General features: G+C 52.8%; 13 protein-coding genes. 8 read left to right on the top strand and 5 right to left on the bottom strand.

The annotated features are described in order from the left end of the window. Positions 1-103: 103 nt before the first annotated feature. Positions 104-706: a tyrosine-protein phosphatase gene (locus tag QET93_RS02105; RefSeq protein WP_280126102.1), complete on the top strand. Its 603-nt coding sequence runs from the start codon at positions 104-106 to the stop codon at positions 704-706. A gap of 1 nt (position 707) precedes the next feature. On the opposite strand, the gene QET93_RS02100 is transcribed toward QET93_RS02105, so the two are convergent. Both QET93_RS02100 and alr read right to left on the bottom strand, forming a co-directional pair. After that, a complete protein-coding gene (locus QET93_RS02100) occupies positions 708-1544 on the bottom strand; it encodes a deoxyribonuclease IV (protein WP_280133105.1) in 837 nt (278 codons plus the stop codon). A 4-nt stretch (positions 1545-1548) separates the two neighbouring features. After that, a complete protein-coding gene (gene alr / locus QET93_RS02095; RefSeq protein ID WP_280133104.1) occupies positions 1549-2655 on the bottom strand; it encodes an alanine racemase in 1107 nt (368 codons plus the stop codon). Positions 2656-2815: 160 nt separating this feature from the next. Between alr and QET93_RS02090 the strand changes: the two genes are divergently transcribed. Together QET93_RS02090 and QET93_RS02085 are read left to right on the top strand one after the other, a co-directional pair. After that, positions 2816-4309, top strand: a complete 1494-nt coding sequence (locus tag QET93_RS02090) for a carbohydrate porin (protein ID WP_280126105.1) — start codon at positions 2816-2818, stop codon at positions 4307-4309. Between the two features lie 148 nt (positions 4310-4457). Next, entirely contained in the window at positions 4458-7838 is a 3381-nt protein-coding gene (locus QET93_RS02085; RefSeq protein WP_280133103.1) for an autotransporter outer membrane beta-barrel domain-containing protein, read from the top strand. A 273-nt stretch (positions 7839-8111) separates the two neighbouring features. Here the strand turns inward: QET93_RS02085 and QET93_RS02080 are convergent, their stop codons facing one another. Further along, positions 8112-8741, bottom strand: a complete 630-nt coding sequence (locus QET93_RS02080) for an NAD(P)-dependent oxidoreductase (RefSeq protein WP_280133102.1) — start codon at positions 8739-8741, stop codon at positions 8112-8114. A 163-nt stretch (positions 8742-8904) separates the two neighbouring features. Between QET93_RS02080 and QET93_RS02075 the strand changes: the two genes are divergently transcribed. Further along, a complete protein-coding gene (locus QET93_RS02075; protein ID WP_280126117.1) occupies positions 8905-9225 on the top strand; it encodes a helix-turn-helix domain-containing protein in 321 nt (106 codons plus the stop codon). Between the two features lie 42 nt (positions 9226-9267). On the opposite strand, the gene QET93_RS02070 is transcribed toward QET93_RS02075, so the two are convergent. Further along, positions 9268-9522 carry a hypothetical protein gene (locus tag QET93_RS02070; RefSeq protein ID WP_280133101.1) on the bottom strand — a complete coding sequence of 85 codons (255 nt, stop codon included), beginning with the start codon at positions 9520-9522 and terminating at the stop codon, positions 9268-9270. Positions 9523-9761: 239 nt separating this feature from the next. On the opposite strand from QET93_RS02070, the gene kduI reads away from it, so the two are divergent. The 4 genes from kduI to QET93_RS02050 are packed head-to-tail and all read left to right on the top strand — an operon-like array spanning position 9762 to position 14114. Further along, positions 9762-10604, top strand: a complete 843-nt coding sequence (gene kduI, locus QET93_RS02065; protein WP_280133100.1) for a 5-dehydro-4-deoxy-D-glucuronate isomerase — start codon at positions 9762-9764, stop codon at positions 10602-10604. A 53-nt stretch (positions 10605-10657) separates the two neighbouring features. Further along, the gene (locus tag QET93_RS02060) at positions 10658-11455 is read left to right on the top strand and encodes a gluconate 5-dehydrogenase (protein ID WP_280126120.1); all 798 of its coding nucleotides are present in this window, start codon (positions 10658-10660) and stop codon (positions 11453-11455) included. 21 nt (positions 11456-11476) lie between these two features. Then, positions 11477-12922, top strand: a complete 1446-nt coding sequence (locus QET93_RS02055) for an MFS transporter (RefSeq protein WP_280133099.1) — start codon at positions 11477-11479, stop codon at positions 12920-12922. A gap of 37 nt (positions 12923-12959) precedes the next feature. Then, entirely contained in the window at positions 12960-14114 is a 1155-nt protein-coding gene (locus tag QET93_RS02050) for an aldose epimerase family protein (RefSeq protein ID WP_280133098.1), read from the top strand. Between the two features lie 108 nt (positions 14115-14222). On the opposite strand, the gene QET93_RS02045 is transcribed toward QET93_RS02050, so the two are convergent. Continuing rightward, a complete protein-coding gene (locus tag QET93_RS02045) occupies positions 14223-15119 on the bottom strand; it encodes a hypothetical protein (RefSeq protein ID WP_322190076.1) in 897 nt (298 codons plus the stop codon). Between the last annotated feature and the right edge of the window lie 332 nt (positions 15120-15451).

Genomic DNA, 15451 nt, shown 5'->3' with positions numbered 1-15451 from the left:
AAACGGAATTCCCAACAAACGGAAGGCGGCCTTGTACCATGCCAAACACTTTGCCGCAAGAGCGGATGTTTGACAACATCCTCCCGTTTTCTATCATGCAAGTATGCGAATTGCCCTGCTCTGCCTCATCTGTCTTCCGGCTTTTCTTCCCCTTTCCCAGGCGGCAGAATCTCAGGCCAACCGACCCTTGCCGGAAAAAATAGAAGTCGAAGACACTGATAACTGTTACCGTCTGGATACCCATTTCTACCGCTCCGCCCAACCGAACGACGAAGGTTTCGCCGACTTTCAGAAAAAGGGGATTAAAAGTGTACTCAACCTCCGCGAACACCATTCGGACAACCGGAAAGCCGCCAAAACAACGCTAAAACTCTACCACTATCCCGTCGCCGCCGGCAAACTGACTCGCAACGATCTGATGGAGTGCCTTCTGACCGTCGAACTGGCGCCCAAACCCATCGTCATTCACTGCTGGCATGGTTCTGACCGGACGGGAGTCGTCTGCGCCGCCTACCGCATCGTCAAACAAGGGTGGCCGGTCGACGACGCCATACGCGAATTTACCGATGGCCCGTTCGGCTTCCATTCAACCTTTTACGGGAATCTACCCGCCTTATTGAAATCCATCGACTGGAAAGCCTTCAAGAAGGAACTCTCCCAAAAAGCAGAGGAAGCCAGAATCAGGGCAAAAGCCCGGGAAAAGTAATTTACTCCTCCCGGAACAGGGAACTCATCAGAGCAATCTCTGCCGCGTGACCGTCGAGATCGTGCGGAGTTTCCAAATAAAATGGCAGGCGCCGCAACAGAGGGTGGTTGATGACGGCCTCCAAGGCGGGAAGACCAATCAACCCTTCGCCCACGCCCGCATGGCGGTCCTTGTTGGCGGAAAAAGGCATCATGCTGTCGTTGAGGTGGATAGCCTTGAGGCGATCCAGACCGATAACGCGGTCAAACTCGGCCAAAACGCCATCGAGATCGTGGACAATATCATAGCCCGCAGAAAAAACATGGCAGGTATCCAGACACACGCCGAGGCAATGATGGCATTCGACCAGCTCTATCACGGCAGCCAGTTCCTCAAACGAACGCCCCACTTCGGTTCCCTTGCCGGACATAGTCTCCAGTAAAATAGATGTCGATTGATCCGGAGCGATAAGGCGATTGAGCATGCCGGCAATCAATTCGATTCCCGCTTCCGCTCCCTGCCCCAAATGGTTGCCAGGATGAAAATTGTACATGCCGCCGGGAATCAGAGCCATCACGGCAAGATCGTCCCGCATGACTTCTTCCGCAAATTCACGGACACGTTCCCCGGTAGAACAGGCATTAAGCGTATACGGGGCATGCGCCAGGACCGGGGCAAAGTCATGATCGCGGGAGTAAGCAACAAGAGCGTCGAGATCGCTGCGGTCCAGTTTTTTTGCTTTGCTGCCACGCGGATTGCGGGTGAAAAACTGGAAGGTATTGGCGCCGATCGCCGTTGCCGTCCGACCCATGTTCAAAAAACCCTTGGCGGACGAAAGATGCGTTCCGATATTCAACATGGGATCAAACGTAAATGCGGGGCACTCGGGCGCTGATGCTCGTCAACACATTGCTGGGAATTGTCCCGGCGCGGACCGTCAATTCCTCCCAGCTGACGTGGGGCCCCATGATTTCCACAACATCGCCGGGACGGACTTCCTGTTCGAGATAGGAAACATCCACCATGATCTGATCCATCGTAATACGGCCCAGTACAGGACAATACTGTCCGTTCACGTACACGCGGGACCCCTTGTTGGAAAGATACTGCAGATAACCGTCGGCATATCCGATGCCGATGGTCGCCACTCGAGTAGAGTACTTGGTAATGTAGCAATGATTATAAGATACCCCATGGTTGCCCGGCAGAGTACGTACAATCGTCACGCGGCTGAACAAGGTCATCGTCGGCTTCAGTTCCTTATTGTAGGGAGAAGGCATCGGGGAATAGCCGTAGAGCAGGCGGCCTAGGCGCACCATGTTGGCCGAAGGCACCTTATAGTTGAACATCGCCGCACTGCTGCAAAGATGGCGGTATTCGTAGGCGTAAGTCGCGGAAAGTTCGTTAACGGCCTCCTTGAAACTGTCGATCTGCTGATGCGTGAAGGTAATGTCTTCCGATGCCGCCGAAAGATGGGAGAAAATCCCCTCCAGATGCAGGTGGGGCAACTGCCGCAACCTTTCCGTCAGTCCATGAAGTTCCGTCGGCAGAAATCCGCTGCGTCCCATGCCCGTATCCACACAAATATGGACATGTACCGGCTTTCCGTACAACTGGCCGAGGGAATTGAAATGTTCCGCTTCCTCCATGCTCGCCACAGCCGTCCGCCAGCCGTTCTGGACAATAACCTCGCGTTCCTCCGGGAAGCAAGGGCCGAGGATGAAAGGAACAGTCTTGCAATGGGCATCGCGCACGCGAGCCGCCTCCGCAATCGTTGCAACACCGTAGAAGGCGCAGTCCTCATCATCAAGAGCCCGCGCGACGCCCTCCAATCCGTGACCGTAAGCCTCGGCCTTGATAATAGCCATCATGGCATGGTCTGCCATGACGCGGCGTACAACATTCAAATTATGCCGGATGGCATCCGTATCAATTTGCGCCCATGCTCTCAGAAGGCTCGTAGAGGACATAGTGCAAGTGTAGAGGGAATGCCTTCCCGTGCAAGCCGTAATAGTGCCTGTTCCCGCATCGGGGGAAAATGTAAAACCAGGATTTTGAAATTTTACAAACCATTGTAAAGAAGTGTCATTATTATTCAGCACCTTTCGGCCGAAAACTGTCATGACAGACATGAGCAGTAGCAAAAAGAGCCTCGTTTTGTGCCTTCTCCCCTTCCTGTGCGGAGCAGGCCAGGCAGCGGTATCCACTCCGGTTGACAAACCCCAATACCAGCAAAGCCGCTTTGGCACCGACATCCAGCCACTCAGCCCGCAGGAAGTCAGTCCGAGCCTGCAAAAGGCCATGACGCCCAATGAACAAATCCTTAAACGATTCAAGGGGGCGGCAACACCGGAAGCATCCTTGAACGCCAACGGCGTCAGCCGGCACGGTTCTGGGGGAGGACTCCAGTTCTTCCCGTCCCAGCCTTTGAATTTCATGCCCTACCTGGACAGTCTCTATGTTCTTGGCAATACCTGTGTCGAACCGGGAGCCGTTTTTGAAGAAGACGCCCTGTCCACCAGCATGCAAAAGATCAAAAAAGAAGTCTCGCAGTACGGTGTCACCTACTCCTTGTCTCACGGTTTTGGCTACTCTTATGTTGCAGGCGAACTTCCCGACCGTAGCAACAAGCGCTCCTTCCCGGTATACAATCTGTCCCTGCAAACCAACGTAACCTTCTTCCGGGATTCCCACACGGGAAATGGACTGTTCCTGATCTCCGACCTGGAATACGGTCCGGGACTCGGCTTCAACCAGAACCGGCAAGCCCCCAACAATAGCATGGGCGCCAGCCAGCTCGTCTCCGGGTTCTACAACTTCGGCGATCCCTATTTTGAAAACCTCAGCCTTGGCTACACGGCCTTCAAAGGCAAGCTTGTCGTAATGGCAGGCCTTCTCGAAGTAGACAGTTTCCTGGATCACAATATCTATGCCGCGCCTTTCGACAACTCCTCACTGAACAACACACAAGCCCTCCCCCTTTCCTCCTCCAGCTGGGGCTACCACATCGCCTGGCAGCCGAACAAATCGTTCTACATGATGATTTCCAGCACATCAAACAACACCCCTGTCAGGCACAACCCGTTTAACTACATCAGCTCCAACAACTGGAGCAATGTTCTTGAAATCGGCTGGATCACGGAAGACCTGGCAGGACTCGGGCCAGGAGCCTACCGTATCCAACCCTTTTGGACCACCAGCCAGGGAGACAACGGCGGCGGTCTCGCCATAAACATCCAGCAACAACTCGGCAGAAACAGCACCCTCGGCTGGTTTCTGACCGCCGGTGCCGCCGATGACAATGCCGCCCGCGTCACAGGCATCCAATACAGTGCGGCCACCGGCCTCCTGTGGATGACTCCTTTCTCAAAGACCTCCTCATGGCGGATCTTTCGTTCAGCCAATAACGGATGTCTCGGCTTAGGCGTCCTCTGGCAGCGAGGTGCCAAGGACAATGGCCCCTATACCAACAACAATGAATACGGCGCCGAACTGTCCTACACCCTGCAGATGACTCCTACCATGACCATTAAACCCGACATCCAGGTCGTTCACAACCCGATCCACGGCAAACGCGGCCAGACAGACGTTGTCCTCCAGATCCAAAATATCTGGACCTGGTAAACACACCTTCTCCCCGAAGTTCAATAACCTCGTACATTCCCTGACGGGCTGGATCATCTCAGGTACCCATGTCGTGATTCAGCCCGTTTTATTTGAATTTTTAGAAAATAAGTTGATTTTCAGGGTTGTTTTTCTATACCCATAATATATGTCGCAATTTTCTACTATCTTGAAGTTCCTCTCTTTGTCCATCCTGGCAGGCATTCCGTCAGGGCAAGCCATTGATATTCTCAATGTTCCCGGTTCCGACGGAACTCCGTTTTTCCAACTCTACCTTTACAATCCGGGCGAGCATCCGGAGGCCGCCCCCGAGAAAGACGGTTCGGACTTTACATTAAATGACAGGGAAAAGGCTGCCATCATCGACGGACTTTCCTACTGGGCCTCCATCTTGGCACCCAAGGCAAAGAACCAAGCGCCTCTCAATATTGCCATTGTCACCGAGGGTGAATATGATGATAACGCCTCTGCAACGAGCGATTATCTACCCAATGGATATACCATGCTGAGTTCCGCGTTGACGGGAAATCCTCCTTTAGGGGATCCGGAATTGGACGGAGCCCTGGCTCTAATCACAATTGATCATGCCCAATATTTCAATGGCGAATGGAACACGTCTCCTATGCCCTCTTTCCCGGAAAACGGAGAAAAAGCGGATCTCCCCTCCACCCTGCTCCATGAAATGATGCATGCCTTGGGATTGGCACGCGACATCGATGCTAACAGCGATAATACCTTATTCTCCTTCACAGGGAAATCCTTGTGGAATGCCGGCCTGCGTGACATCTATGGTCATGCAGCGCAAGACGGGATGGTCATCACGGAAAAAGGCAGTAAGGAAGATGATGGAACCGCATTTGTAACAAACGGAAAATTATCTCATGTCGGAGTTTATTTTACCGGAAACCATGTCGAAGAAGTCTTGCAGGGAGCTCTTTTAGCCTGGCCGGATGACTCTACAGAAGACCGGGTCGCCGGACTTCCCGTCAACGGCTGGGAATTTGTATGGGATGAAGAAGCTGGTAAAATCGATTACTATTTCCCTGAGTTCAGCCACATCGAATTGCAGAATTCACTGATGAGCCATCAGGGCTATCGAAACTGGAATATCCTGATGGAAGCGGAACTGGCTGTCATGCAGGATTGCGGGCTGGAACTGGACCGCCGCAATTTTTACGGAAATTCTCTGTACAACGATGGACTGACCTACATCAACAAGAACCCCTACTATGCCCGAAATGCAGAAGGAACCGGATGGAAGGAAGGCCAATACAACCCTACTACCTATGGCACAGGGTTTCACATCTATGGCAGCCACAACACCATCCGGCAGACAGCCGACCTGCTTTCCTCAGGAAAATGGGGCATCGGCATCCGTATGGACGGAAGCGGAAACACCTTGACCATTGACCCAAACGTCAGGGTCCATGCCAATGGCACCGAAGGAAATGCCCTTTTGGTTGCCTACGGAAGAAACCACCATATCGTCCACAGAGGTTCATTACAGGCCTTGGGGGGCAAGGGAATTTCAGCCCGATTCGATTTCGGAAGCAACGAAATGGGAGACAAGGAAGAATGGCGGGGATCATGGATGAGATCCAAATGGCTCAATGACGAGGAGTCATGGACACAAGGCCCCTTGCTGGATTCCCTCAAGGGTGCACTGGTGGATAGTTTTGACGTCACCGGAAGCCTTGCGGGAAGCAAAGCGGCAATTTTCATTTCCAACAACGCCTATGTGGATCAGATCAATATCATGGCCGGAGCCTCCGTATCCGGAGACATCATTTCAGAATGGGATTGGAACAACGACAACCTCCAAGCCGTAAGCTCGGATAGACTCATTACAAAACTGACCTTCGGCAAAATGGCCGATGCCCTGGGACAAGCCATGGATCAGCCAGACGCATCCTTTTCCATGCGTTACGACGGAAAAATTTCCGGTCCTACCGGGATCGCCATGCGCGTGGCAGGAGGAACACTTTCCTACAACGGTAGTGCCGACATCCTGTCGGTCGTCGTAGAACACGGTGCCACCCTGACCGGTAACGGAACATACTGTGTAGATGAGCTCATAGAAAACAAAGGTACACTCTCCCCGGGCAACAGTATCGGTACCGTCAACATCCAGGGAAACTTCGTGCAGACGGAAACAGGCCGTCTCCTGATGGAATTAAATGACTCCGGCCAACATGACCTCATCGCCATCGACGGAAATGCACAAATAGAAGGAACACTGGAGCTGGCACTGCAACGCGGCTACTACCGGGATTCCTTCTCCGTTACACCTCTGGAAGTCACTGGCGACTTCCTGCCCGACTACACCCTGGTCTGTGATCCAATGTCACCGACGCTCACCGTCACCACCCGTCAGGAAAGCACCACCGGACACCACGGAATCGTCGTCACCACAAACCGTGCCGCCAATGCCTACAGCCAATACGCTGAAGTGAGTTCCTCGAGTGCCCGGGAAACGGGGCGAGCCCTGGACCACATCGCGGCAGCGTCTCCAGAAAAAATGCGCTCCCTGTTCGGTGCGCTCGACTTCTCTGCACAGGACGGCAGCGACATCCGCTTTGCACTGCCCCGCTTGTCTGCCGATGCCTACGGTGCCGCGGCACTAGCCACTCTGGATATGCAGCGGATGCTGTCAGACACCGTCTTCTCCGGCACAAAAACCTACATCAACTCCGGACAAGGAAACTACCTGTTCATCCAGCCTTACACAAACGGCAACGACCAGCCGGGAAGCATTGGATACAAATCGTATAACATCGGAACCCTGGTCGGTATCAGGCGGCAAACCAGCGAAAAACTGCATTACGGAGGACATGCCGTCTTCAATTACCTGAACATGCGTGGCGACACCAACGGCAAACTGGAAGGCAACAGCTTCATGCTGGGCGGACAACTCGAATACGCCCCCCAGCCGGAAGGCTTCAAACTGGCCCTGCTCGGCCGGGCCGGAATCGACCAAATGCGAATGAAGCGCCAAATCGCGTTCAACGGCTACGACGCCAGCCACTCTGCGGACTGGACCGGATTCTCCGGAACCATCCGCCTGCAAGGCTCGTACGACAAAGATCTGGGTTCCGTCATCGCCAGATCGCTGGCATCCCTGGACTACGGACTGGCAACGCGCCCATCCTGCACGGAAAACGGTTCGGAAGCCTCGCGCCTTGCCTTGGGTTCCAACGCCTACCAATCCCTCAGAACCCGACTCGGTGGCCAGATCATCACCAGTCCCATAACCATCAGCGGCCAATCCTCCTGGCTGGCAAAAGCCTCAGCCACCTGGAACCATGAATTCATGAACCGTGCCGGCACCACCGATACCGCTTTTGCCGCCAGCAACTACGGCTTTTCAAACAAAGTCAAATTCCCGGGCCGCGACAGCATCGCCCTGGAAGCCGGAGTCGCTCTCGGCATCAATCAAGCCATCTCCCTCCAACTCAACGCTGGCAGCGAACTCTACATACACGGAGACGAAAGCCTCTACGGTAACATCTCACTCACCTGGAAATTCTAAATCAACCTGTGTACAGTTGATTTTCCTCTTACGGCAAAGTTCTGCACTAAACTCTTGCATGATCCAAGCGCGAGTGACCAAAAGCATCTCCCACCGGCAATTTCCTATTTCGATTGCCCGGAACTCTACTTATAAAAAAGAAAAAGCGCTCATTCGGTAGCCGGAGGTTTACCTCCCGCGCTCCCCGGAACACCGCAATTTCGACGCGTTCTTTCACAAGCCGGCTTACTTTCAGGCGCCAAGCCGATGAGCCGGCTTGTCATAAATAAGCCGTTATTCGGCTACCACGGAAATCCTCTGCCGGACATGATCTCCGTTTACGGCCTCGTCCACCATCGCCACCGCATAATCCGCGTAGCTGATGGTACTCTCTCCTTTGGAGCTCAGGGGCAGCTCTTCTCCTCCCAGAATATATTTGCCGGTTCTGGCTCCATCAGCCCGGAAATCGGCAGCCGGACTGATGTACGTCCATTTCACATCATCCCTGGTACGGAGTTCTTCCAGCGCCTTGCCCATTGCGGAGGCCAAAGGCTTGAACATGTCGGGGAAATCCGAGGCATCCATAAGCTGCAGAGTATGTTTCGGGTTCACATACAGGCTACCGGCTCCTCCGACAATCAAAAGCCTTGCATCCTGCCCACTTACGATATCGCACAAATGTTTTAAGGATGTACCGTGCAGAGGCAGGGTTTCCGGAGACCATGCGCCAAACGCGTCAATGACGACATCAAAGCCCTTCAAATCCGAAGCCGTCAAATCGAAAAGATCCTTTTTGATTACCTGTGTGGCATCGGACCGGTTTTCCCCACGTACAACTGCCGTAACGTCAAGCCCTCTTTCCATGGCTTCCCGAACGATTAGTTTGCCCTCTTTGCCATTTGCAGAAACAACTGCGATTTTCATAGTACCTATCTCCATTTCTATTTTTATTTTGCCCTCTTGTCTCCAAGATGATGACGAGCGATTACTTTTTCGCTTGCATGGTATACCATATATCTCTACTTACTTTTTGTAAAGTAAGCACCTTATTGTACTTTAGTTACTCATTGGAAACGATAGATCTTTTATGAAGGAAGAACTGCCGCCTTGCCCGGTCGAAATCACTTTGATGCTTATCCGAGATCGCTGGAAAGTATTGATTATCCGTGATTTGATGGACGGAACAAAACGCTTTGGAGAATTAAAGAAGTCTGTCGGGCACGTCTCTCAAAAGGTTCTGACAGCTAATTTACGCTCCATGGAAGAGAGCGGACTGCTTACCCGGAAAGTGTACCCCGAAGTACCGCCACGGGTGGAGTACACACTGACTGAAACAGGCTACAGTCTCAAACCGGTTTTGGACGCCATGGTCGCATGGGGAACGGAGTACAAAAACAAGAACAGTTAAAACCCGGGCCATTCCGGCATTCTGCCAAATTCATGTTTTCGGCTATTTGACAATACCCGAGCATTCCTTGACTGCCTCATACAAACCCAGAACGCAGGCGGCCATGCGTTTGTAGTCGAGGGTATCGGGGTTATCTGTGGCTTCGTGGTAGCGTTTGTTGCAAAAGAAGGCGGTGTCGGTAAGCATGACGGCTGGGATGTCCGCCGCCCAGAAATTACGGACGATTGAGACGTACTGTGAACACAAAAGCTCACCACGGTTAGCAAAATCAGTACCCCAATGAGAACTCAGAATCATTTGGGAATTCTCCAGAAAAAATTCATTCTCGCACTTTAGAATAACTCCTCCATCTGTCAATAGGCTTGGAAAGCAATCCGTCAAAAGTCCGTTAAAAATCATGCCACTCAAAGAAAATCATGGACATCCGGCGTTAACATGAGAAACTGGAAGGAGTCATTGTTTTATTGATATATGGAGCTTTTACTCTCCGTATACTGGAATACAACAACATCATTTCTCAAATCTCTATTCTATCCATGAAAATCAATTTTCAGCTTCGTTACGCTGCAAATCCCCGCGATGCCAAATCCTACGATACTTCCCGGCTCCGGGAAGACTTCCTGATCGAAACCCTCTTTACCGCAGATGAAATCAACTTGGTTTATTCCATGTATGATCGTCTGATCGTCGGCGGTATTCATCCGGTAGATGAAGCCTTGAAGCTCGAACCCGTCGACGCCCTGCGTGCCGAATTCTTCACGGAACGCCGTGAGATCGGCCTCATCAATGTCGGAGGAGCAGGAAAAGTCTCCGTCGAGGGAACCGAATACGAAATCGGTCACAAGGAAGCCCTTTACATCGGCCGCGGCAACAAAGAGATTATCTTCTCCAGTTGCGACAAGACCGCCCCCGCCAAATTCTATTTCAACTCCGCCCCCGCTCATACGTCGTACCCAACGCGCAAGGTTACCAAGAAAGATGCCGTCATTCTGGAACTCGGGACTCTGGAAGAAAGCAATCACCGGGTCATCAACCGCATGATCGTCCGGGAAGTCCTGCAAACATGCCAGCTTCAAATGGGCATGACCGAGCTCAAGCCCGGCAGCGTCTGGAACACGATGCCGCCACACACTCACAACCGCCGCATGGAAGCCTACTTCTACTTTGACTTCTGCGACAAAAACGCGGTCTGTCACTTCATGGGCGAAATCGACGAAACGCGCCACATCTGGATGAAGCGCGAGCAAGCCGTAATCTCCCCGTCGTGGTCCATCCACTCTGCCTGCGCCACCAGCAATTACACTTTCATCTGGGGCATGGCAGGAGAGAATCTCGACTACAACGATATGGACGGCTGCACGGCCACCGATCTGAAATAACCCCCTCTCCCATCCTCTCCTTCTTTCTTTTCACTCCAATCTTTGTTTTACTTATGTCTCAAGGAATTGATCTCTTCCGCCTCGATGGAAAAATCGCCCTCATTACGGGAAGTTCCCACGGTCTCGGCATGGCCGTCGCCATCGGCCTCGGACAAGCCGGGGCGACCATCGTCATCAATGGTTCCAATCCGGAAAAACTCGCTCAGGCCGTCGAAGAATACGCCTCTGCCGGCATTACCGCCCATCCCTACGTCTTCGACGTCACCCGGGAGGATTTGATTGATGAAAACATCACCCGCATCGAACAGGAAGTCGGCCCCATCGACATTCTTGTCAACAATGCCGGCATCATTAAGCGCATTCCTGCTCTGGAAATGAGTCTGGAGGATTGGAACCAGGTGATTAACATCGATCTGACAGCCCCCTTCCTGATGTCCCGCCGCGTCGCCCGCGGCATGAAGGAACGAGGCTGCGGCAAAATCATCAACATGTGCTCGATGATGAGTGAAGTAGGTCGCGACACCGTCTCCGCCTACGCAGCCGCCAAGGGAGGTCTCAAGATGCTCACCAAGAATCTCGCTACGGAATGGGCCCGGTACAATATCCAGGTCAATGGCATCGGACCGGGTTACTTCGCCACCAGCCAGACGGCACCCATCCGCGTTAACGGCAATCCCTTCAACGAATTTATCCTTAAACGCACTCCTGCCGCACGATGGGGAAATCCGGAGGATCTCGCCGGTACGGCTATTTTCCTGGCTTCGGAAGCATCCAACTTTGTCAACGGACACATCCTGTATGTAGACGGCGGCATCCTCGCCACGCTTGGTAAAGCGTCCAACGAAAACTAATCCGAGATACTGTATACCGATATGACGACACAATCTCAAGGAGGCACTATGACCCGCTACCGCTGGATCATCTGCGCCATGCTCTTCTTCGCTACGACAGTCAACTACATGGACCGCCAGGTCCTGTCCCTGACCTGGGCTGACTTCATCGCTCCGGAATTCCACTGGACCAATACCGATTACGGCAATATCACAGCCTTGTTCTCCCTGGTTTATGCCATCGGCATGCTCTTTGCCGGTCGATTCGTCGACTGGATGGATACCAAGAAAGGCTATCTCTGGTCCATCGGCATCTGGTCGCTGGGCGCCTGCGTCCACGCCTACTGCGGCATTGCCACGGCAGGCATTCTCGACGGGACCTGGTTCGTCGGATTCGAAGAAGCCAAAGAAGTTATTTCCCATATCAACGATACCGCCCGCATCGTCAACGTCAGCGTTACCCTGTTTATCATCGCCCGCTGTGTGCTGGCCATCGGTGAAGCAGGCAACTTTCCGGCTGCGATCAAGGCTACCGCGGAATACTTCCCCAAGAAAGACCGAGCCTTCTCGACCAGTATTTTCAATGCGGGAGCTACAGCAGGAGCTCTACTCGCCCCGCTAACCATCCCCTTCATCGCCGCAGCCTACGGCTGGGAAATGTCCTTCATCATCATCGGCGCCCTCGGCTTCCTCTGGATGGGCTTCTGGGTCTTCCTTTATAAGAAGCCGGATCAAAACCCCAGAGTCAGTGCCGCAGAACTCGCTTACATCCAGCAGGACAAGGACGAAGTTTCCAAAGTGGAACAAACTGAAGAGAAAGAAGGCAAAAAAATCAGCCTGTTGCAGAGTTTCACCTACCGTCAGACCTGGGCCTTTGCCGTCGGCAAGTTCATGACGGACGGCGTCTGGTGGTTCTACCTTTTGTGGGCTCCCGCCTATCTCAGCAAAGTATACGGCCTTGACTCTACCCAGAGCGCCCCGATGATCTTCGTCTTGTACTTGATCACGCTGCTTTCCATCATCGGAGGCTGGCTACCGACCCACTTCATCAACAAGGGCATGAACCCCTATGCGGGCCGCATGAAAGCGATGCTCATCTTTGCCTTCTTCCCGGTGCTGGTCCTCTTTGCCCAGCCGCTAGGCTCCCTCTCGGTCTGGATTCCCGTCTGTCTCATCGGTTTGGCCGGTGCAGCCCATCAGGCATGGTCCGCCAATATCTTTTCCACCATCGGCGACATGTTCCCAAAATCCGCTATCGCCACCATCACGGGTATCGGCGGCATGGCCGGGGGACTTGGCTCCGCCCTGCTGCAAAAGGGCTCCGGCAACCTCTTCGACCACTGTGAAGACGCCCACGTCACTTTCATGGGATTCGAGGGACTGGAAGCCGGCTACTTCATCATGTTCATCATCTGCGCCCTGGCCTATTTGGTCGGCTGGATCATCATGAAAGTCCTCGTACCCAAGTACAAGCCGGTAATCATCTAACCGGATATTAGCCTCTTTCACACGTTTTGTCCCGGCAATGACATTCAAGCTACTCTCCTATCTCCTTCTGGGGACGGCCATGCTATCATGTTCGCCATCGCCCGATGCAAGCGTGACTCCCCTGCCATCCGCCCGGTTCCACAAGACCATGGACGGCAGGGAAGTATGTCTCTACACTCTCTCCAACAAGAACGGAATGACCGCCCAAATTACCAATTACGGCGGTCGTATAGTCAGCCTGTGGGTACCCTCCCGGGATGGTTCCTTCAAAGACGTCGTCTGGGGATATGAGGGATTGGACGAGTACCTGAAAGCCACGGACAAGTACGCCGGACCGATTGTCGGACGCTATGGCAACCGCATCGCCAAGGGGCAATTTACGCTGGATGGCAAAAAATACAATGTCACCCGCAACGAAAAAGGTAATCATTTGCACGGAGGCAAGATCGGGTTCGGCAACCGGATCTGGACGGCACGGCCATTCACCAACGCCCAGGGGGAAAAATGCCTGAAGCTCACCTACATTTCCCCCGACGGAGAAGAAGGATACCCGGGAACCGTCACTCTATCGGTCACTTATACATTGACCGACGACAATTCCCTGAGGATCTCGTACAGAGCCACAACGGATGCTCCAACCGTCCTGAACCCGACGAACCACAGCTACTTCAATTTGCATGGAACCAGTGCCAGTTCCACCAACTCGCACTTGCTTACTATCCACGGCAGCCGGTATACCCCCACAGACAGCCAGGCTATTCCCACGGGTGAACTGGCCGGAGTAGACAAGACACCCTTCGATTTTCGCAAGCCGGCCCCCATCGGCAAGCGAATCAACTCCCCCAACCGGGATTTGAAATTCGGCAAAGGATACGACCACAATTGGGTTCTTGACCGTCCTGAGAACGCCAAACCCGGCGAACTCATCGAAGCGGCCGAACTCTATGAACCCTCAACCGGCATTGTCATGGATATCCTGACAGACCAGCCGGGGTTACAGTTCTATAGTGGCAACTTCATGGATGGCAAGGACATCGGCAAAAGGGGGGACAAGCATAACTTCCGCAGCGGAATCGCTCTCGAATGCCAGAACTTCCCCGATGCGCCAAATCACAAAAACTTTCCGTCTTCCGTCCTGCGCCCCGGACAGGAATATTCCCAGGAATCGGTATACAAATTCAGCGTCCGGTAAGACCGGATACTATTTCATGAGCAAAAAACATCCTGTTTCGGATCATTAACTCCGGAACAGGATGTTTTGCATGGATGTCAATCCATGGGGAAACAAGAACAGGCTTTCCTACCGAATCGCGTTTCCCGTATCGCCGCCGCCTTCCCTGAAACGCAGAAGGCTTGGTTTCAGATCGACGAACAGAGTGGAAGACAGGGAAACGAGGATGTGTTCGTAACGGGAACGGTTGTCTCTGAATTCAATCCAGGATTTTTCCCCGTCTTCTTCCAATTCATACCCTTTGGCAGCCAATCTTTGGCAAAGGGCATCATAGCAATCCTTTTGCAAGCATTCGGATGGTGCCGGTCCATGGTGCATCTGGAGTAATTCCGCCGTCATTTCCAGAGATTTGATGCCTTCAGTGAGGCAGATTTCCGCTTCGATCCTTCCCTGTCCCTTTAAAGTAGTCGCTGCCAGATTGGCTGCATCCAGCATGGTAAAAACGGAAACGACCCACGATTGCCCCAGATGAGAAGAAGGAGTGAAAACGAGAATGAGGGATTCCGAATGCGTATCACCGATGGTACGAAGGAAATCTTCCCACTTGTTCCATACCTCCCCGAGACTGTCCTTCAACCCGGCTGTGGCGGCCCACTCATAAAAGGCCCCGCAATCCGGTGAGGAATGGGTACGAGCATACAAATGAGCACTCATTTCTTCCCGTTGTTGAACGATACTCTGATAACCGGGGATAAACGTGAGCAGGAAGACGATAATGCCAAGTCCGACTCCTCCTTCAAGGATTGCCAGGAATTGCCCCATCGAAGTAGGAGGAGTAGAGAATCCCAACGTACTGAGAGCGGACCCGCTGGAAATAAGAGAACGCCACCAAGTCGTTTCCGAATCCGTAACCCAGTAAATCAGGGCAAAACCAAACATCGTAATAAAAAAATAGGTGGCGATGCAGGCAAACAAAAACACCGGACCAAACCAATACAGGCATTTCTGCCTTTTTTCGGGGGACATTTTCCTGACATTCAAAACGACGAAACAGCCGTACTCGATTCGTAAGAGCGTGCGAGTCACAATTTCACTGGAAGGCAAATTGATCAAGGCGGTTTTACATGCGGACCGAACGACCATCAGGATCATCCATATTCCCAGTGCACAGACTAAGGTTTGAGTTATCCAGTTCATAGCTTGATTGATAAAAGTTCCGGTTTTCTACTGCCATAACCCTTGAAGTCACTCTCAAAGGACACAGCACAGATCATCAAGTAACTGAGCGGAGCACCGGATTTTCCTGTAATGCAACAGCTTGAAGTTAATACATCGCAATCAGCAAATTCGTTGAGCAA

The sequence above is a fragment of the Akkermansia sp. N21116 genome, assembly GCF_029854705.2.
Taxonomy (GTDB): Bacteria; Verrucomicrobiota; Verrucomicrobiia; order Verrucomicrobiales; family Akkermansiaceae; genus Akkermansia.
The sequence above is the reverse complement of the archived record's forward strand: the minus strand, read 5'-3'. Positions and strand labels throughout refer to the sequence as shown.